The organism is Pseudomonas sp. Sample_14, assembly GCF_004307515.1.
GTDB classification, from domain to species: Bacteria; Pseudomonadota; Gammaproteobacteria; order Pseudomonadales; family Pseudomonadaceae; genus Aquipseudomonas; species Aquipseudomonas atacamensis.
This window is the reverse complement of record NZ_RCOC01000044.1, coordinates 1-19,175: the sequence shown is the minus strand read 5'-3', so window position 1 is coordinate 19,175 and position 19,175 is coordinate 1. Positions and strand designations below refer to the sequence as shown.

Below are 19,175 nucleotides of genomic sequence, written 5' to 3'. Positions count from 1 at the left end.
CCGTTTCACCCCTGGCTGAACGTGGCGGCAATCGCCTCGCGAACTTTGACCAGCACCGGATCGATCTGTGTGCTGGTGCGCCAGCCCAGTTCCACCGGATAGCGCGGTAAAGCCAGAGGGCAGGGCAGCAACGCCAGCCCGCTCAGCGTCGCGATGCTTGCGGCGGCATGGGCCGGGATGGTCGCCACCGCCTGACTGCCCTTGAGCAGGAAGGGCAGCGCGGCGAAATGCGTGGTCGACGCGCAGACTCGCCGGCTCAAGCCCACTGCCGCCAATCCTTCATCGGTAATGCCGATAAAGCCGCCCGACGACACCAGAATGTGCTCGCGTTCAACGAACTCCTGCAACCCGATCTGCTGTTGGCCTGGCGCGAGACTGGCCGGGTCGACGAGGCATGCATAGCCACCTTCGCCCAACACCTGACGGCTGAGCAGGCGCTCGGCAAATCCTCCGGCAGTGATCGCCAGGTCGATGCTGCGCTCCATCAGCGCGCGGGCGACGATCTGGCTGTGGGTCTGGCGGAATATCAGCCGCAGCTTCGGCGCACGGCGGGCGATTTCCTCGATCAGGCGGCGGCCGTAGGCAATTTCAAAGTCATCTGACAGACCGATCGCCACCGAGCGCCCCTCGTACTGATTGGCCGCTGGATCAAGCATGGCCAGACTTTGCCGGCATTTGTTCAGGGCATCGCTGATCACCGGTTTCAACTGATTGGCTTGCAGCGTCGGCGCCAGACCGCGCCCGGTGCGCACGAACAACTGATCGCCATACACCTCACGCAAACGACGCAACGCCGCGCTGACTGCCGATTGCGTTACGCCCAGGCGCAGAGCGGCGCGGCTGGCACTGGATTCCTCGTGCAGTGCTTCGAAGACTTTCAGCAGGTTGAGGTCGATGTCGGCGATATTCATTTGGCTCATATCATTCAGCAGTGGGCAGGGCTTTATTCATGATCGCGTGACGCCGGAGAATCGGCAACACCTGAACCTGATGGAGTAAACACGATGGCCAAATCCATAGTGGCGGCGTTGCAGATCGGCGCCTTGCCCGGCGGCAAAGGCGAAACCCTTGAACAGATCCTTGCTTGGGAAGACGCAATCCGCGAATCCGGCGCCGCGTTGGTGGTGATGCCGGAAGCCTTGCTCGGTGGCTACCCGAAAGGCGAGGCCTTCGGCACCCAATTGGGCTACCGACTGCCCGAGGGGCGTGAGGCGTTCGCGCGTTATTTTGCCAACGCCATTGATGTGCCTGGCGCCGAAACCGACGTGCTGGCCGGATTGTCAGCGCGCACCGGGGCCAATCTGGTGATCGGCGTGATCGAGCGCGCCGGCAGCACGTTGTATTGCACGGTGCTGTATTTCGATCCGCAGGCCGGGCTGCTCGGCAAACACCGCAAGCTGATGCCCACCGGTACCGAGCGACTGATCTGGGGCAAGGGTGATGGCTCGACGCTGCCGGTGTTCGACACCCAGGTCGGCAAGCTTGGCGCGGTGGTGTGCTGGGAAAACATGATGCCGCTGCTGCGCACGGCGATGTATGCCAAGGGCGTTGAGGTCTGGTGCGCGCCGACCGTGGACGAGCGCGAGATGTGGCAGGTCAGCATGCGCCACATCGCCCACGAAGGCCGCTGTTTCGTGGTCAGCGCCTGTCAGGTGCAGGCCTCGCCGAATGCGTTGGGGGTGCAGATTGCCAATTGGCCCGGGGATCGACCGTTGATTGCCGGTGGCAGTGTGATCGTCGGGCCGATGGGCGATGTGCTGGCTGGACCTTTGCGTGGCGAGGCGGGGTTGCTGACGGCGGAGATCGACACCGATGAACTGATCCGCGCGCGGTACGACTACGATGTGGTCGGCCACTATGCGCGGCCGGATGTGTTCGAGTTGAACGTTGATGAGCGGGCGAAGCCGGGGGTGCGGTTCAATTCTTGACCTTGAAACTTGCAGAGAACCTGTGGGAGCGAGCCTGCTCGCGAAGACGTAGGCACCTGCAATATTGGAATTGCCTGAACTACCGCTTTCGCGAGCAGGCTCGCTCCCACAGGGATTGTGTGTTGTTCTGCCGATTGGAACCGCTGACTACCAAGTCGCCGCACTCGCTTTAGGCAAGCTCAACTTGCCGCTGTCGGTAAAGCGCATCGTGCCGAACAACCCGCCCGCCAGTTTGCCGCGCAGCACGTAGGGCAGGTTATCGAGGCTTTGCGTCTGGCTCAGGCCCAAGGTCTGGCGCAGGAACGAGAACGCCGAGACGCTGACCGGCACCGTGACAATGGCTTCAGAGAAACGCGGGATTGAGCCGCTCTGATCGCTCACACCCGAAGCCAGCGAATGACCATTGACCTCCAGATCCAGGGCGATGCCGTTGTAATCGATCGCCGTTTCATTGGGGTTCTGCACGCGCAGCTTGATCGCGAAGCGTACTTCCAGTTCCTGACTGGGCAACGGTTCGAGGCCGACCACGTTGATGTTCACCGGGTCGCGATTGGGAAACAATGCGCAGGCACTGAGCGACAACAGCAGAAGCGACAGGAAGACGGCGTGGAGGCGGCGCATAAAAATCTCTCGACAAAAAAGGGCTGAACCGTCGCCGGTGCAGCCCTTTTTGCCAAGGCGCGACGTCAGCGGTTCAACTGTGCGACAGCCGCCGCTTGGCCGGGTTCACCTTTGGCGGTGACGTCGGGGTTTTCCATGACCTGCAGGATCGAAGCTTCCGGGTCGAAGTCGTCTTCTTCCAGCTCGATGAATTCTTCCGGCAGGAAGATGTTCAGCACGATAGCGCACAACGCGCCAACGGTGATCGGCGATTCGAAGATATTGCGCAGCGCTTGCGGCAGTTCGCGCAGGACTTCCGGCACCGCCGCGATGCCCAGGCCCATGCCGAGGGAAATCGCCACGATCAGCATGTTGCGTCGATGCAGGCCGGCCTCGGCGAGGATCTTGATCCCGGCCACGGCGACGGTACCGAACATCACCAGCTCGGCGCCGCCCAGCACCGGTTTCGGCATCAATTGCAGCACCGCGCCGATCATCGGGAACAAACCGAGCAACACCAGCAGCCCGGCGATGAAAAACGCCACGTAGCGGCTGGCCACGCCAGTCAACTGGATCACGCCGTTGTTCTGCGCAAAGGTCACCATCGGCATGCTGTTGAACACTGCCGCCATGGCCGAGTTGAGACCATCGGCGAGCAGGCCGGATTTGATCCGGCGGATGTACAGCGGGCCTTTCACCGGTTGCCGCGAGATCATCGAGTTGGCGGTCAGGTCACCGGCCGCTTCCAGCGGCGACACAAGGAAAATCACTGCCACCGGCACGAACGCCACCCAATCGAAGTTGAAGCCATACTTGAACGGCACCGGCACGCTGACCAGCGGCACCTCGGGCATCGAAGCGAAATCCACCGTGCCCATCAGCCATGCCACTACGTAGCCGAGGGTCAGGCCAATGACGATCGCGCCCAGGCGCAGAAACGGCACGTCGACACGGTTCAGCACAACGATGGTGCCGATCACCAGTGCTGCGAGAAACACATGGCTGGCCGCGCCAAGATCTGGCGCGCCGAAGCCGCCGGCGATGTCGGTCATCGCCACTTTGATCAGCGACAGGCCCATCAGCGTGATGATCGTGCCGGTCACCACCGGCGTGATCAGCATGCGCAGTTTGCCGATGAACTGGCTGAGCACCACTTCGATGAACGCGGCGAAGAAGCACACGCCGAAGATCGTCGAGAGGATTTCGTCAGTGCCACCGCCACGCGCCTTGACCATGAACCCGGCGCTGAGAATCACGCTGATAAAGGAAAAACTGGTGCCTTGCAGACACAGCAGACCGGAACCCACCGGACCGAAGCGCTTGGCCTGGACAAAGGTGCCGAGGCCGGAGACGAACAGCGCCATGCTGATCAGATAGGGGATTTCACTGTGCAGACCGAGGGCGCCGCCCATGATCAGGGTCGGGGTGATGATGCCGACGAAACTCGCCAGCACGTGTTGCAGCGCGGCGAACACCGTGGCGGTCAGGTGCGGACGGTCGTTGAGGCCGTAGATCAGGTCGTTGTTGCGCGGGGTTTTGTCAGAGGCGGTCATGGTGATGTGCGCGCCGCAAGGCGGGGCCGGGTCAGAAAATGGGTGCGCAGAATGCCGGAAGAGGGCGGCGAGGGCAACGAGCAATAACTGCCTGAAAGGTCAGGTTTTACTGCCTCTCCCTTGTTCTGATCGTTCCCATGCTCCGCGTGGGAATGCAGCCCGGGACGCTCCGCGTCCCTTCCAGAGCTGGAGCGCGGAGCGTCCCTTGAGGCATTCCCACGCGGAGCGCGGGAACGATCAAACGTGCCTCGACCGGCAATGAAAAAGCGCCCGTGGCATACTCCCGCGCATGACTTTCGACTCCCCCCTCAGTGCCTGGCAATACGCAGTCGACCACAAGGGTTTCATCCAGGATGAAGCCCAGGAACACGCGGTCTGGGCCTTGCAAAAATGCCATGAAGCCTTGCACACCGGTGCCCGTTCGGTCAGCGGCGTGTACCTGTGGGGGCCAGTCGGTCGTGGCAAGACCTGGCTGATGGATCAGTTCTATCAGAGCCTGCGGGTGCCAGCGCGGCGTCAACACTTTCATCACTTCATGGGCTGGGTGCATCAGCGTTCGTTTCAACTCAGTGGCATCGCCGATCCGTTGCGCGCTTTGGCCAAAGAGCTGGCCGGCGAAGTGCGCGTGCTGTGCTTCGATGAACTGTTCGTCAATGACATCGGCGACGCGATCATTCTCGGCCGGCTGTTTCAGGTGATGTTCGATGAAGGTGTGGTGATCGTCTGCACCTCCAATCTGCCGCCCGATGATCTATACGCCGACGGCTTCAACCGCGACCGTTTCACGCCGGCGATTGCGGCGATCAAGGCGCACATGACCGTGGTCGCGGTGAATGGCGCCGAGGATCATCGCTTGCATCCGGGGACGATCGAGCAGCGTTATTTTGTTCGCGCGGATGATTTACCGAGCGCACTGGAGGCCGTGTTCAAATCGCTGGCTGCAGATGAGACTGTCAGCGAGGAGCCAGTCGCCGTGGGCCACCGCACGCTCAACGTGGTGCAAGCCAGCGAATCCGTGCTGTGGTGCCGCTACAGCGATCTGTGCGAACAACCTTTCGCCGCCATGGACTTCATTGCCCTGTGTGATCGCTACCGGGCTATTCTGTTGAGCGAAGTGCCGAACCTCAGCGCACAAAAACGCGAAGGACGTATTGCACGCGGTACCGAAGACGGCGCTGCGCGCGTGGTCGCCGGCGACCGGGAATTGCCACAGTTATCGGTGCACGACGACGGCGTTCGCCGCTTTATCGCACTGGTCGACGAATGCTACGACCGCAAAGTGCCGCTGTACGTCGAGGCAAGCGTTCCGATGGAGGCGCTGTACACCGAGGGCTATCTGGAATTCCCTTTCCGCCGCACCCTCAGCCGTTTGCGGGAGATGCAATTGCAGCGCTTCGCTGAAGCCTGAAAGAAGAGGGCGCCGACATGAGTCAACCGCTGTCCCATCATTTGCTGACCATGGCCTATCAGAATGCCTGGGCCAATCACCGCCTGGCCAAGGCCTGGACCCGGCTCGACGCCACTGAATTGGCGGCGCCACGGGTGAGCTTCTTCCCCGGCATCCGCCTCACGCTTAATCACATCCTCACCTGCGACTGGTTCTACGTCGACGCGCTGGAGCGCGAATTGCGCGGGGACGAGCCGCACCCGGATTGCTACGTATTCTTTAATCAGGACGAGCCGTTTACCGATGCCGCAACGCTGCGTGCCGAACAGGCCCGCGTTGATCGCCGGCTGCTCGCCTATTGCGAGCAACTGCGCGATGCCGATCTGCCAAGAATCGTCACTATCGCTCGCGACGAACCGCAACATGACAGCCGCCTGCGCATGCTTTCGCACCTGTTCGAACACCAGATCCATCATCGCGGCCAAGTGCACGCCATGCTCAGCGGCACGACGGTCAAGCCACCGCAACTGGATGAGTTTTTCTGTGTTGGCGAAAGCGCATTGCGCGCCGAAGACTTCGCCGAACTGGGCTGGACTGAAGAGCTTATCTGGGGCCACTGACCGCGAAAGATCGCAGCCTCGTTGCACTCGTCAACTCCTACACATATCGGACCGTAGGAGCTGACGAGTGCAACGAGGCTGCGATCTTTTGATCTTCAGCTTTTCAAGTTGCCCTCTCAGGCGCACCCAAGCTAATGTCCCCGCTAGGCCTTCCAGCTAGCACCTTGCGCGCCGGGGCTTTTTGCTTATCGGGGATGGAAATGGATTCCGCAGAAATACTCGTACTTCAGGCCAGCTACAGCAACCCGGTGCACGCCGAAGCCATCGGCATCGTGCTCAACCACTACGCCGAAGATCCCATGGGCGGCGGTCACGCCCTCGACCCCGACCTGCTGCGTCGACTTCCCGAAGAACTCGCCCGCCGCCCGCATGCCTTCAGTGTGCTGGCCTTCGTCGGCGGCGAACCGGCCGGGCTGGTTAACTGTTTCGAAGGCTTCTCGACCTTCGCTTGCAAACCGCTGGTCAACGTTCACGACGTCGCCGTGGTCGGCAAATTTCGCGGCCTGGGGCTCAGTCAGAAAATGCTGCAGAAGGTAGAAGACATCGCCCGTCAGCGCGGTTGCTGCAAGATCACCCTGGAAGTGCTGGAAGGCAATGCGGTGGCGCAGGGTTCGTATCGCAAATTCGGCTTTGCACCGGGGATGTTCAATCCAGATCACGGGCGGATGTTGTTCTGGATAAAGGATTTGCAGGCCTGAAGGCTTCTCACCGCAAATCACCAACATAAAAAAAGGCGCCCCAAGCAGGGCGCCTAACTGTCATCTCCCGGGCCAGAGCGGAGCCACGGAAGGTCCATCGGTTGCTCGGTAAAGCTCAGTCGCGATAAGACTCGGTCACCTGCGCCGTCTGGTCAGCAGGGACGCGAATTTCTTTCGCGCTGGCGTCGGCCTTTTGCTCGCCTTGCGCGTGCTGGACCGGGAAGTTGTCGTAGTAATAACGCATACGCTCGGCGCCGCCCTCGGCGAAGACGCTGGTAGAGCCAAGGGCGAGCAAGGTGGTGAGAGTGATAGTGGTGGTTTTCATGGTGCCTCCTACTGAACAAGTGGGAGTCGGTTCGTCCGTGAAGCAGACCGCGAAAGAAGTCTGCGTCGCGGCCATTAACAATGGGTTAACGCTGGTTCAGCGCAAATATTGCGGCGTATTACAGAAACAATGCGGTCGATAGGCACAAAAAAGGGCCTTCTCGGCCCTTTGTCGTTTTACTTCTGCGCTACTTCCGCCGGATCCGGGTGCTTTGGCTTCATCAAACTGAAGTCAATCAACGCCCGCCGCGGTGCCTGGTACGGGTCGCCAATCAGCAGCTTGCGCGGTACGAAGCTGTCGCTGACCAGGCTTTTGCTGCGATCCAGTTCATCGGAGCTCAACCCGGCCAAGTCCGCCCAGGTATGAATGAGCTGCGAGCTGCTGTACGGGCGACTGAGGTCGCCGGCGAAGTTCCAGTCATGGTTTTCCTTCCACTTCGGCGAGGCCCAGGCCATGAACGGGATGGTGTACATCGGCGCGGTCGGTTTGTTTTCGTTGCGGCCCAGCGTGCCGTGGCCGGCGGAGTCGAAGACATCCTCACCGTGGTCGGACAGGTACAGCAGGAAGCCATTCGGGTCGGTTTTGGCGTAGTCCTTGATCAGGCTCGAGACCACGAAGTCGTTGTACAGCACGGCATTGTCATAGCTGTTGTAAGTCGGTACCTGATCGTCACGCACGCCAGCCGGAACGCCTTGGCGATCCTTGAACTTGTCGAACGTCGGCGGATAACGGTACTGATAGCTCATGTGCGTGCCGAGCAGATGCACGACGATCAGCTTGCGCGGCGCCGCATCGGCCAGCGCCTTGTTGAACGGCTCGATGACGTCGCCATCGTATTGCGCCGAGTTCTGGTTGCGGTTGTTGTTCAGGTACACCTGCTCGTCAGCCTGTTCGGAGAAGGTCGTGAGCATGGTGTTGCGCTTGGTCATGGTCTGCTGGTTGGTGATCCAGAAGGTCTTGTAACCGGCCTGTTTCATCACGCTGACCAGCGATGGCGTCGACAGGTACAGATCCGGGTTCTGCTCATCGGCGAAGGTCAGCACTTGCTGCAGCGCTTCGATGGTGTAAGGGCGCGGGGTGATGACGTTGTCAAAAACCGCCAGTTGATCCTTGAGCTTGTCCAGTTCCGGCGTGGTGTTGCGCGGGTATCCGTAAAGACTCATGCGCTGGCGGTTGGTCGATTCGCCGATCACCAGCACCAAAGTCGCCGGTTGCCCGGCCGAGGCGTCCTTGAGGTTTTTCAGCGGCGGGATCTTGCTGGCACTGTCGAGCATGCCTTGCATATCCCCCAGCGTTTCCAGATAGCGGTGATACGCCACGGCCATCTGCCACGGCACGGCAGGCTCGATGCGGGTTTCGAATTTCTCGAAGCCTTCAGCGAAATTGCCCATGCGCATGGTTTGCTTGACCAGCGGATAACCGGCCACGGCGATCACGATCGCGGTCGCGGCAACCATTGCGCGTCCACGCGGCATGTACACCGGACGCAGGCGCGTCCACAGAAAGTAGGCAAACGCGGTATGGGCGAGGAACGCCGGGATCATCCACCAGGCGAAATACTGGGTCATGTACTCGCCGGCTTCCGACACGTTCGACTCGAACATGATGAAGATGACGCTCTGCGAGAATTCCTGCTGATAAATGAAGAAGTAGCCGAGGCTGGCCATCGAGCAGGCCCACAGCACCACACCGATGATCGCCGCGAGCAGGCGAGTCTGTTTGGGGAACAGCAGCATCGGCGCCAGCCACAGCGCGCTCATCACGAAGGCCTGACGAAATCCGGTGAAGCCGGACGTGCCGGTCAGCTGGATCAGCAGTTGGGTAATACCCGAGAAATACCAGAAGAAGACGAACAGCCAGATGAATCCGGCCCAGTCGAAACCGGCCGCAGTCGTTTTGCTGCGTTTGAACAATGCCATTCAGCGCTCCAGCTCAATCATCAGACCCACGCCGGAAACGCTTCCATGACACCGACGAACAGAGGCCGTGCGCGCAGGCACGGCCAGAATGGGGCGGAGTATCCCCAAGGGCTTGTGAAAGATTTGTTAAGCGCCGCTGTTGGTGTGTATCAAGCGGTCAGAGGTGCAACGTGTCGGGAACGACGGGGGCCGTTCCCGAAGCAGGCGGGGATCAGGCGTGGGGTGCGCGCTGCACAACCGGACGCGGTTGCGGCTGCGAGCCCTGGGTCAATGCGCGCAATTGCGCCAATTCGTGCTTCAACTGGTCGCGCTCGTCTTTCAACTGGCGCAATTCATCGCGACGGATCGTAACGTAGAGGGTTTGTGGCGGCATTGCTGTGTGTACTGTGCCCATTGCTCACCTCGCAAATGGCGTGCATCAACTGTAAGTCACTCCTCGTTTTGAGGCGCTTGACTTACTATCGGCGCCAATTTTGATTTCTTTTGCCCTGGAAGGGAACTTTTTTATTTTTCATGGTCGGTGTGTCTTCGGCAGGATTCGGGGCGTTATCACTCTGGATCGGGCACAATGCCCGGAAACTTCATCGCAACGCTCTGGACTAACCTCCATCAGTCGCGTTGGGCTATAACCAATGACACACATTTATTTGTAGTAAGGAGCATCAGCACATGCAACTCGGGATTATTGGACTGGGCCGCATGGGCGGCAATATTGCGCGACGTCTGATGCTCAACGGGCACACCACCGTTGTTTACGACCGCAATACCGCTTTCATCGATAACCTGGTCGCCGAGGGCTCCACTGGCGTCGCCGACTTGCCAGCGCTGGTCGCCGGCCTCGACAAGCCGCGCGCGGTCTGGGTCATGCTGCCGGCGGGCGCACCGACCGAAGACACCATCAACACCCTGAGCGAACTGCTTGAGCCCGGCGATACGATCATCGACGGCGGCAACACCAACTACAAGGACGACATTCGTCGCGCCAAGACGCTGAACGAGAAGGGCCTGCACTACATCGACGTCGGCACCTCCGGCGGCGTCTGGGGTCTGGAACGCGGCTATTGCATGATGATTGGCGGCGACGCCGAGACGGTCAAACGTCTGGATCCGCTGTTCGCCGCACTGGCGCCGGGCATGGGCGACATCCCGCGTACCAAGGACCGCAAATCCGATGACCACCGTGCCGAGCACGGCTACATCCACGCCGGTCCCGCAGGCGCCGGGCACTTCGTGAAGATGATCCACAACGGCATCGAGTACGGCATGATGGCCGCGTTCGCCGAGGGCTTCGACATCCTCAAGACCAAATCCAGCGAACGCCTGCCGGAAGATCAGCGATTTGATCTGAACGTGGCTGATATCGCTGAGGTCTGGCGTCGTGGCAGCGTGGTTTCGTCGTGGCTGCTGGACCTGACTGCCGATGCGCTGGCCAGCGATCCGAAGCTCGACGGTTTCTCCGGTTCCGTGGCTGACAGCGGCGAAGGCCAATGGACCATCGAAGCGGCCATGGAGCAAGCGGTGCCGGTACCGGTGCTGTCCAACTCGCTGTTCTCCCGTTACCGCTCTCGCGGGCAGGGCACCTTCGGTGACAAGATCCTGTCAGCACAACGCTTCGGCTTCGGCGGCCACGTAGAGACCGCGAAAAAATGACCCGTACGATCCCCAGAAAATCCAAGGCAGAACCCGCACCACCGACCACGCTGTTCCTGTTCGGTGCCCACGGCGACCTGGTCAAGCGCTTGCTCATGCCGGCGCTGTACAACCTCAGTCGCGACGGCCTGCTCGACGAGAATCTGCGGATCGTCGGCGTTGATCACAACGCCATTACCGATGAAGCCTTTGCGCAGAAGCTCGAAGACTTCATCCGTACCGAAGTGGCGGCGAAGGTCGGCAAGGGCGATCAGATGCTTGATCCGGCCTTGTGGGCCAAGCTCGCCAAAGGCATCAGCTACGTCCAGGGCGATTTCCTCGACGACAGCACTTATTCAGCCCTGGCGGCGAAAATCGCCGACAGCGGCACCGGCAATGCGGTGTTCTATCTGGCCACCGCGCCGCGTTTCTTCAGTGAAGTGGTGCGCCGTCTCGGCAGCGCCGGTTTGCTTGAAGAAGCCCCCGAAGCGTTCAGAAGGGTGGTGATCGAGAAGCCGTTCGGCTCCGATCTGCACACTGCCGAAGCCTTGAACGCTTGCCTGCTCAAGGTCATGAGCGAAAAGCAGATCTACCGGATCGATCACTATCTGGGCAAGGAAACCGTGCAGAACATCCTGGTCAGCCGGTTCTCCAACAGCCTGTTCGAAGCGTTCTGGAACAACCATTACATCGACCACGTGCAGATCACCGCGGCGGAAACCGTCGGCGTGGAAACCCGTGGCAGTTTTTACGAACACACCGGCGCACTGCGCGACATGGTGCCCAATCACCTGTTCCAGTTGCTGGCCATGGTCGCCATGGAACCGCCGGCTGCTTTCGGCGCTGACGCGGTGCGCGGCGAGAAAGCCAAAGTGGTCGGGGCGATTCGTCCCTGGTCGACGGAAGAAGCCCGGGCCAACTCGGTGCGCGGCCAGTACAGCGCTGGCGAGCGCGATGGCCAGCCGTTGAAGGGTTATCGCGAAGAAGCCAACGTGTCGCCCGACAGCACCACGGAAACCTACGTGGCGCTGAAGGTGATGATCGATAACTGGCGCTGGGTCGGCGTGCCGTTCTATCTGCGCACCGGCAAGCGCATGAGCGTGCGCGACACCGAGATCGTCATCTGCTTCAAACCAGCGCCGTACGCACAGTTCCGCGACACCGAAGTCGACGAGTTGCAGCCGACTTATCTGCGCATCCAGATCCAGCCAAACGAAGGCATGTGGTTCGACCTGCTGGCCAAGCGCCCGGGGCCGGCGCTGAACATGGCCAATATCGAGCTGGGTTTTGCGTACAAGGACTTCTTTGAGATGCAGCCTTCCACCGGCTACGAAACCTTGATCTACGACTGCCTGACCGGCGACCAGACGCTGTTCCAGCGTGCCGACAACATCGAGAACGGCTGGCGAGCCGTGCAGCCTTTCCTTGATGCCTGGCAGCAGGATGCCAGCGTCGAGACGTATGCGGCCGGCGAAGATGGCCCGCAAGCAGCTGAAGATCTGCTGACTCGCGATGGTCGCGTCTGGCACAGCCTGGGATGAGTGATTTGTCGAAACAACCGATACGTTTTCTGCTCAGCGACATGGACGGCACGCTGTTGCTGCCGGATCACACACTGAATCAACGCACCATCGACGCCGTTCGCTCGTTGCGCGAGGCCGGCGTGCTGTTCAGCCTCGCCAGCGGCCGCCCGCCGAAAGCCATGTTGCAGCAGATCGAGGCGCTGGGCGTTGATCTGCCGACAGCGGCGTTCAATGGCGGCACCATCGTCAAACCGGACGGCACACTGTTGGCCGCGCATTATCTGCCGGCCACGACCGCGCTGATTGCTTTGGCGCAGTTTGCCGATCAACCGGAGGTGGAAATCTGGGTGTTCAGCGGCGGCGACTGGCTGCTCAAGGACCCGCACGGACCGATGGTCCCTCGTGAGCAGAGCGGCCTCGGCTATCCGCCGGTGGTGGTCGAGAGTTTCGAGCCGTATCTGGAGCGCATCGACAAGATCGTTGCCACCAGCAATAACACAGAGTTGCTGATTGAGCTGGAGGCGCAGCTGTTGCCCAAGGTCAACGGCATGGCGCAAGTGTCGCGCTCGCAGCCGGTGTATCTGGACGTCACTGCGCTTGAGGCTAACAAAGGCACCGCGCTGACAACGATTGCCGAATACCTCGGCGTGCCGCTCGAGCAAACCGCTGTCATCGGCGACGGCGGCAACGACCCGGCGATGTTCAAATGCGCCGGCTTGTCGATTGCCATGGGACAGGCGGAAGAGGCGGTGAAGCGTCAGGCGGATGTCGTTACAGCGTCGAACACCGAAGACGGCGTGGCTTTGGCGATCGAGCAGTACATCCTCCCGCACTGATCCAACACCAAAACCAATGTGGGAGCGAGCCTGCTCGCGAAGGTGTCGGCACATTCAACACCTTCTTTGCCTGACCTAACGCATTCGCGAGCAGGCTCGCTCCCACAGGGTTATTCAGTGTGGCTTAGAGCCAATAGCTCACCGCATACCAGCCCAACAAACCCATCACCACGGTATACGGCACCGCCATCCACACCATGCGCCCGTACGACAAACGTACCAGCGGCGCGATCGCTGAGGTCAGCAGGAACAGAAACGCTGCCTGACCATTCGGTGTCGCCACACTCGGTAGATTGGTGCCGGTGTTGATCGCAATCGCCAACGTTTCGAAGTGCTCGCGAGTCATGTGCCCGGCCAGAAAAGCCTGTTTCACCTCAGTGATGTAAATGGTCGCGACAAATACGTTGTCGCTGATCGCCGAGAGCAGACCATTGGCGATGAACAACATGCCCGGCTGTTGATCCATCGGCAGCGCCAAGACCCAATCGATGAGTGGAACGAACAGATGCTGATCGTGAATGACTGCCACTACGGCAAAAAACACCACCAGCAGCGCGGTAAACGGCATGGCGTCCTTGAATGCGCTGCCCAGGCGATGCTCGTCGGTGATCCCGGTAAACGCAGTGATCAACACAATCACCATCAATCCGATCAGGCCGACTTCAGCCAGGTGAAACGCCAGGCAACCAATCAGAATCAGCGCCGCCGCCCCTTGCACCAGCAGCGCCGCCGTCTGACGAGGCGTACGTTTGGCGTTGTCCTCGGCAGCGTAGTCAGCCAACACAGCGCGGACGTTGTCCGGCAGCAGCGTGCCGTATCCGAACCAGCGCAGCTTCTCCAGCAGCACGCAAGTAACCAGACCAGCCGCCAGTACCGGCAGCGACACCGGGGCAACCTTCTGGAAGAACTCGCCGAAATGCCAGCCCATCTCATGGCCGATCAACAGGTTCTGCGGCTCACCGACCAAGGTGCAGACGCCACCGAGCGCCGTGCCGACCGCGCCGTGCATCAACAGGCTGCGCAGGAAAGCGCGGAATTGATTCAAGTCCTCATGGTGTCGCGACGGTAAATGCTCATCGTCACCGAATTCGCTGTCCTTGCGTGGATCATTGCCAGACGCGACCCGGTGATACACCGAGTAAAACCCGACAGCCGCACTGATGATCACCGCCGTCACGGTCAACGCATCAAGAAACGCCGAAAGAAATGCCGACAAGAAGCAGAACATCAGCGCCAGAATCGCTTTCGAGCGCACGCCCAACAGCAGCCGCGAGAAGAGAAACAGCAGCAAATCTTTCATGAAGTAGATGCCGGCAACCATGAACATCAGCAGCAGGATCACCGGAAAGTTGTGCAGCAACTCATCGTAGAGCGCTTGCGGCGTGGTCATCTTCAACAGCAACGCTTCAATCAACAGCAGGCCGCCGGGCATCAACGGATAACACTTGAGCGCCATGGCCAGGGTGAAGATGAATTCGATCACCAGCAACCAGCCTGCGGCGACCGGGCCGATGGTGAACAGGACCACGGCATTGAGAATGAGAAAACCGACGATGGTCGCCTTGTACCAGCGTGGCGATTGCCCGAGGAAGTTGTGCGCGAACGCCTGGGCGATTGAACCGGACATCGGCTGCTCCTTTTATTTAGAAGCGCGAAAGTTGCCGGATGTTTCAAGGAAGATCAAGTCGCCGATAACCTCGATCCTGTTGAATGCTCTATGGATTCAGATAACGCGCAACCATTGCCCGGTAGTTGCCATCCAGTGAATAGCCCCCCACCACGATAGCCCCGTCAGTTTGTATGGCCAGAGAATTGGCTGTATCGAGACTTCGCCCCAGTCGCGTGCGCAACCAACCGTGGCCCTGGCCGAACGCGGGATCGAGACTGCCGTCAGCTTGATAACGGGCGACCATGAAGTCGGCTTCAACCCCGCCGATGGTCGCGCCCACGGCAACGATGCGGCCATCGCTCATCAACTGGGCGGCGTTCCATTGGCATCCGCTGGGACCGATGTCCACCACCTGTGGTTGGCCATGATGACAGTGCAGGTCCGGTCGACCGTTGGCGTGCAGGACAAACGTCAGGCAGCGGATCGGATCGCGGCTGCTGCCGAAGCAGTAGAGCCTGTCGGCGGACTCGATGATCTGGCTGACCTGAGCGCTGTTGCCGTGGGCCCTGAACGCCATGAAACCGTCCACGGCAAAACGCTCGTCCAGACGCCCATCGGACTGGTAAACCGCCAGCAGCCCTTGCTGCGGAAAGTCGATGGAACCTGCGACGACAATTCGCCCATCCGCCTTCAACAGCAGGGTGCTCAGCCAGGTGTTGAGCAGCAAGTGGCGAACCATGACAAATCCGCGCCCGTTGAACGATTCGTCGAGGCTTCCATCAGGACACAGGCGAATCAGCATCCCGGCGTGGTCGGCGAGGCTGAAATGATGGTTGGCGATCAGCAGAATGCGACCGTCGTCCTGCACCGCAAAGTCACAGGCTTCAACACCAGGCACACCCGGCGGCAGCCAGTTGTCGCGGGTGCCCATGGACAGCTCCCCGGGCAGACGCACGATCTGGAAGCCGTCATCACCGAAAGTTCGATCTGGCCGGCCGTCGGCATCGAACAGGGCGAAGGCGGGGAGGGTGCGATGGGTGTCTTCATAATGCAGGCCGGCCAGCAGAATCTTGCCGTCAGCTAGTACCTGAACCTTGCCGGCCTTGGCTTCGAATCCTTCGACGAAACTGCCGATCACGCTGCCCTGAATACCGAACGACAAATCCGCCGAACCATCACCCAGCAGCCGCGCCAGGCCAAAACGACTTCCCTTCGGCGTACCGACCTTGGCGGCGACCAGAATCCGACCCTGCGCATCGAGCGCGACATGTTGCGTCTGGCTGGACAGGCTACCGGCAAAGTACACCTGCGCAACACCGCCGATGGCGAAGGTCGAGTCGAGCGAACCGGGGTTTTTCCATACCGTGGGCAGCGCATAAGTGTTCAGGGTCGACATGCACGCGTCTCCTTGCGAGTAGCCGATATCCCAGTGATTGGGAGGCTGACTGCACGAGCGAAACATTCAATCCCTGAACCGCGAGAAGTACAACTGGACGAATCAACAGAACGACGGTCGCACTGTGCCAGAACAGTGTCTTGTTGAACCAGTCGCAAGCGAGCCAAGTAATTTGGATGAAGCAGCGGGGTAAGTACCGTGCTTATTCGACTTCGCATACAACAACGGCGGATGACTTTAACGTCATCCGCCTTTGTTCGATTATCAGTGTGGCATCGACCACGATTGCAACTTGTGACCGTCTTCGCTCAGCTCGGCGCGGGCCTGTTGCAGCAGTTGTTCGAGTTGCGCCGGGTCAGAGTAGGCGCTGCTCGGGATTTGTTTGCGACCGATGTGTGAGTTGGTGCGGTCGACGACGGTCAGGCTCAGTTCGCCATTGCCGTCTTGTGGCGCCCAGGCCACGCACTGAAAAGGCTTGAACGCGTGGTTGGCAATCAAAAGTGCTTCGTTGATACGCAGCGGGGCAGTCATGGGGTCTTCTCTCTATTGGCGCCCAATCAAGTGATGTGCCGTCGGTTGGGCTTACCGTGCGGCGGGTTACTTGTACTGATGCACGCAACAGGGGGGTGGGTCACACTTGAAACAAAGAAATTTCAGGTTCTTTACATAACGTAAGTTCGTTTCGTTAATCCTGCACCCGTCCGAACACCGCGCTGAATTCACCCCTCTCCCAAGAAAAGGGGGCCGATTTGTGGGCTTTTCAAACTCGAGTTCGGCTTGGTCTTTCAGATCGGCGTACCCCGCGCAAATACCTCGGTCAGTTCCCTCTCCCTCGGGAGAGGGCTAGGGTGAGGGGCCGCTCTTTGATTCACCGCAAATAGTCGATAGCTAACTAACATCCAACTTTCTTATAACTCTTTTAATACCCGCCCTATAAGCAATCGGTACAAGCTCCCGTCAAAATCTTGCTAGTGTTACAACCGGGTCTGCCAAATGACTGTTTTTACGATCATTTATCAAATTTGGCGCCAAGGAACAGTCATGAGCGAAGCGCCTGCGTCGAGACGTTTACTGGTGGTCGATCCCTGCGACGACTGCCATCGGCTGTTGCCTGGATTGCGCGCCGTCGGTTGGGATGTCGACAGCTGTAATCTGGAGAACGCCGCATCCCGCGCTTGTGACGTCGGCCTGCTGCGCTTGCAGCCTTACCACCTGGAACGTCCAGAAGCGGTCAAAGAACTGATCAGCCGCAGCGGCACCGAATGGATTGCCGTGCTCAATCAGGAAGTCCTGCGCTTACAGAATGTTGGCGATTTCGTTTGTGAATGGTTCTTCGACTTCCACACCTTGCCCTTCGATGTCTCCCGCGTCCAGGTCACCCTCGGCCGCGCCTTCGGCATGGCGCGCCTGCGCGGGCAGGGCACGATTCATGTCGATCAACCGGAGCACGAACTGCTCGGCGACAGCAAACCGATCCGCGAGCTGCGCAAACTGCTGAGCAAACTGGCCCCGACCGAATCGCCCGTGCTGATTCGCGGCGAAAGCGGCACCGGCAAAGAGCTGGTCGCGCGCACCCTGCATCGACAATCCCAGCGTCACAACAAACCGTTTGTAGCGATCAACTGCGGGGCGATCCCAGAGCATTTGATTCAGTCAGAATTGTTCGGCCACGAGAAAGGCGCGTTCACCGGTGCACACCAGCGCAAGGTCGGACGCATCGAAGCGGCGAATGGCGGTACGTTGTTTCTCGACGAAATCGGCGACTTGCCGCTGGAACTGCAGGCCAATCTCCTGCGGTTTCTGCAGGAGAAGCACATCGAGCGGGTTGGCGGCAGTCAGCCGATACCGGTGGATGTGCGCGTGCTGGCCGCAACCCACGTTGACCTAGAAGCGGCGATCGAGAAGAAGCGCTTTCGTGAGGACCTTTACTACCGGCTCAACGTACTGCAAGTGGTGACCGCGCCATTGCGCGAACGCCATGGCGATCTGTCGATGCTGGCCAACCATTTTTCGCACTTCTACAGCCACGAAACCGGGCGCCGGCCACGCAGCTTCAGCGAAGATGCATTGATTGCCATGGGCAAGCATGACTGGCCGGGTAACGTGCGCGAGCTGGCGAATCGGGTACGGCGGGGGCTGGTGTTGGCGGAGGGACGGCAGATCGAGGCGCGGGATTTGGGGTTGATCAGTCAGCATTCGATTGCCACGCCGATGGGCACGCTGGAGGATTACAAGACCCGAGCGGAACGGCAGGCTTTGTGTGATGTGTTGAATCGGCATAGTGATAATTTGAGTGTGGCCGCGAAAGTATTAGGGGTTTCGCGGCCTACTTTTTATCGGTTGTTGCATAAGCATCAGATTAGGTGAGTGCCGCAATTATCCTTGCCAGTTTCAAGTTGAAAATCATATTGCTCTCAATCTTAGATTTTTTAAGTGAGCAAGCTTTCCATACCCGGCTAGAGTAAAAGACAGATGCAGGCTGCCCATTGTTAAAGACTTTGCCACATTAAATCTCACCGTTCTTGACTGCCACAACTCCGATGCAGCCAATTCTTCCCCGAGCATCTGCTGACCATTTTGGAGGAAGGTTACAACTTTGGTATCCCACGCACGGTAATCAAAACTGAATTCTAGAGCAGCGCCAGTATCGATCTTTTGATAGCTCTTATCAATTGCTATTCCGTGATTCGCCGGACTTCCACGTGGTATGGTCTCAACAAAATATTCACCGACAAGCACTATCTTCGACCATGCGCTAACTTTTGACGCCCAATGATTCCAATCATAATAATCAAACGTAGTCAAATCATCCAACCCAGCCCTGACCCCATAATTTCTCACCCGACACGCAACGGCCTCACCCTCAACCGCCCCCAAATACAACCCAACCTTCACTAAAACAGCCAACGTCGAATCCGCCTTACACCCCCGCAACCACTCCACCTCAGCCAAATAACTCAGCCCCACTTCCTGATCATGCGCCGCCCCCACAAACTGCTTCTTGACCCGCTCCCCACCCCCCGCAAACGTCTCCACATACTCCAACCAAATCGGACACCCGGCGCACTGGAACGGCCAAGCCTCACATAACACCTTGGTGTCATCCTTGATCAACCCAACATCCAGCACTTCACCATCAAACCCCTCGATCT

Annotated in this window: 18 protein-coding genes; 8 read left to right on the top strand and 10 right to left on the bottom strand. The window is 59.5% G+C overall.

Annotation, left to right across the window (positions count from 1 at the left end):
* Window positions 1–5: 5 nt before the first annotated feature.
* Window positions 6–920, bottom strand: a complete 915-nt coding sequence (locus D8U61_RS10340; RefSeq protein ID WP_125926865.1) for a LysR family transcriptional regulator — start codon at window positions 918–920, stop codon at window positions 6–8.
* A gap of 84 nt (window positions 921–1,004) precedes the next feature.
* Between D8U61_RS10340 and D8U61_RS10335 the strand changes: the two genes are divergently transcribed.
* Complete coding sequence (locus D8U61_RS10335; protein ID WP_125926864.1) at window positions 1,005–1,928, top strand: carbon-nitrogen hydrolase family protein; 924 nt, start codon at window positions 1,005–1,007, stop codon at window positions 1,926–1,928.
* 147 nt (window positions 1,929–2,075) lie between these two features.
* Here the strand turns inward: D8U61_RS10335 and D8U61_RS10325 are convergent, their stop codons facing one another.
* Together D8U61_RS10325 and D8U61_RS10320 are read right to left on the bottom strand one after the other, a co-directional pair.
* The gene (locus tag D8U61_RS10325; protein WP_125926863.1) at window positions 2,076–2,549 is read right to left on the bottom strand and encodes an LEA type 2 family protein; all 474 of its coding nucleotides are present in this window, start codon (window positions 2,547–2,549) and stop codon (window positions 2,076–2,078) included.
* Window positions 2,550–2,614: 65 nt separating this feature from the next.
* Complete coding sequence (locus D8U61_RS10320; RefSeq protein ID WP_110645241.1) at window positions 2,615–4,081, bottom strand: nucleobase:cation symporter-2 family protein; 1,467 nt, start codon at window positions 4,079–4,081, stop codon at window positions 2,615–2,617.
* A 289-nt stretch (window positions 4,082–4,370) separates the two neighbouring features.
* On the opposite strand from D8U61_RS10320, the gene zapE reads away from it, so the two are divergent.
* The 3 genes from zapE to D8U61_RS10305 all read left to right on the top strand — a co-directional run bounded on the left by zapE (window position 4,371) and on the right by D8U61_RS10305 (window position 6,786).
* The gene (gene zapE, locus D8U61_RS10315) at window positions 4,371–5,489 is read left to right on the top strand and encodes a cell division protein ZapE (RefSeq protein WP_125926862.1); all 1,119 of its coding nucleotides are present in this window, start codon (window positions 4,371–4,373) and stop codon (window positions 5,487–5,489) included.
* A gap of 17 nt (window positions 5,490–5,506) precedes the next feature.
* Window positions 5,507–6,088 (top strand): DinB family protein, encoded by a 582-nt coding sequence (locus tag D8U61_RS10310; protein WP_125926861.1) that lies wholly within the window; start codon window positions 5,507–5,509, stop codon window positions 6,086–6,088.
* 200 nt (window positions 6,089–6,288) lie between these two features.
* A complete protein-coding gene (locus D8U61_RS10305) occupies window positions 6,289–6,786 on the top strand; it encodes a GNAT family N-acetyltransferase (protein WP_130926869.1) in 498 nt (165 codons plus the stop codon).
* Between the two features lie 115 nt (window positions 6,787–6,901).
* On the opposite strand, the gene D8U61_RS10300 is transcribed toward D8U61_RS10305, so the two are convergent.
* The 3 genes from D8U61_RS10300 to D8U61_RS10290 all read right to left on the bottom strand — a co-directional run bounded on the left by D8U61_RS10300 (window position 6,902) and on the right by D8U61_RS10290 (window position 9,424).
* Window positions 6,902–7,111 carry a hypothetical protein gene (locus D8U61_RS10300; RefSeq protein WP_130887305.1) on the bottom strand — a complete coding sequence of 70 codons (210 nt, stop codon included), beginning with the start codon at window positions 7,109–7,111 and terminating at the stop codon, window positions 6,902–6,904.
* A gap of 176 nt (window positions 7,112–7,287) precedes the next feature.
* Window positions 7,288–9,030, bottom strand: a complete 1,743-nt coding sequence (locus D8U61_RS10295) for a phosphoethanolamine transferase CptA (protein ID WP_130926868.1) — start codon at window positions 9,028–9,030, stop codon at window positions 7,288–7,290.
* Window positions 9,031–9,241: 211 nt separating this feature from the next.
* Window positions 9,242–9,424 (bottom strand): DUF6026 family protein, encoded by a 183-nt coding sequence (locus D8U61_RS10290; protein ID WP_016774671.1) that lies wholly within the window; start codon window positions 9,422–9,424, stop codon window positions 9,242–9,244.
* 275 nt (window positions 9,425–9,699) lie between these two features.
* Between D8U61_RS10290 and gnd the strand changes: the two genes are divergently transcribed.
* From gnd to D8U61_RS10275, 3 genes are read left to right on the top strand one after another with little or no spacing between them, the layout of a single operon-like run.
* Window positions 9,700–10,680 (top strand): phosphogluconate dehydrogenase (NAD(+)-dependent, decarboxylating), encoded by a 981-nt coding sequence (gnd, locus tag D8U61_RS10285; protein ID WP_122507312.1) that lies wholly within the window; start codon window positions 9,700–9,702, stop codon window positions 10,678–10,680.
* Window positions 10,677–12,200, top strand: a complete 1,524-nt coding sequence (gene zwf, locus D8U61_RS10280) for a glucose-6-phosphate dehydrogenase (protein ID WP_130926867.1) — start codon at window positions 10,677–10,679, stop codon at window positions 12,198–12,200. Before gnd ends, zwf begins: the two co-directional genes overlap by 4 nt.
* The gene (locus D8U61_RS10275) at window positions 12,197–13,018 is read left to right on the top strand and encodes an HAD family hydrolase (RefSeq protein ID WP_123442523.1); all 822 of its coding nucleotides are present in this window, start codon (window positions 12,197–12,199) and stop codon (window positions 13,016–13,018) included. The genes zwf and D8U61_RS10275 overlap by 4 nt, the downstream gene beginning before the upstream one ends.
* Before the next feature lie 124 nt (window positions 13,019–13,142).
* Here D8U61_RS10275 and nhaB read toward each other — a convergent pair whose 3' ends face one another.
* From nhaB to D8U61_RS10255, 3 genes are all read right to left on the bottom strand, one after another.
* Window positions 13,143–14,645: a sodium/proton antiporter NhaB gene (gene nhaB, locus D8U61_RS10265; protein ID WP_130926866.1), complete on the bottom strand. Its 1,503-nt coding sequence runs from the start codon at window positions 14,643–14,645 to the stop codon at window positions 13,143–13,145.
* Window positions 14,646–14,733: 88 nt separating this feature from the next.
* The gene (locus D8U61_RS10260; RefSeq protein ID WP_130926865.1) at window positions 14,734–16,023 is read right to left on the bottom strand and encodes a hypothetical protein; all 1,290 of its coding nucleotides are present in this window, start codon (window positions 16,021–16,023) and stop codon (window positions 14,734–14,736) included.
* Window positions 16,024–16,287: 264 nt separating this feature from the next.
* A complete protein-coding gene (locus tag D8U61_RS10255; RefSeq protein ID WP_016774677.1) occupies window positions 16,288–16,554 on the bottom strand; it encodes a hypothetical protein in 267 nt (88 codons plus the stop codon).
* 510 nt (window positions 16,555–17,064) lie between these two features.
* On the opposite strand from D8U61_RS10255, the gene D8U61_RS10250 reads away from it, so the two are divergent.
* A complete protein-coding gene (locus D8U61_RS10250) occupies window positions 17,065–18,390 on the top strand; it encodes a sigma-54 dependent transcriptional regulator (protein ID WP_016774678.1) in 1,326 nt (441 codons plus the stop codon).
* Between the two features lie 36 nt (window positions 18,391–18,426).
* On the opposite strand, the gene D8U61_RS27785 is transcribed toward D8U61_RS10250, so the two are convergent.
* Window positions 18,427–19,175, bottom strand: a 749-nt coding sequence (locus tag D8U61_RS27785; protein WP_177433324.1) for a hypothetical protein, incomplete at its 5' end; no start/stop codon positions are given.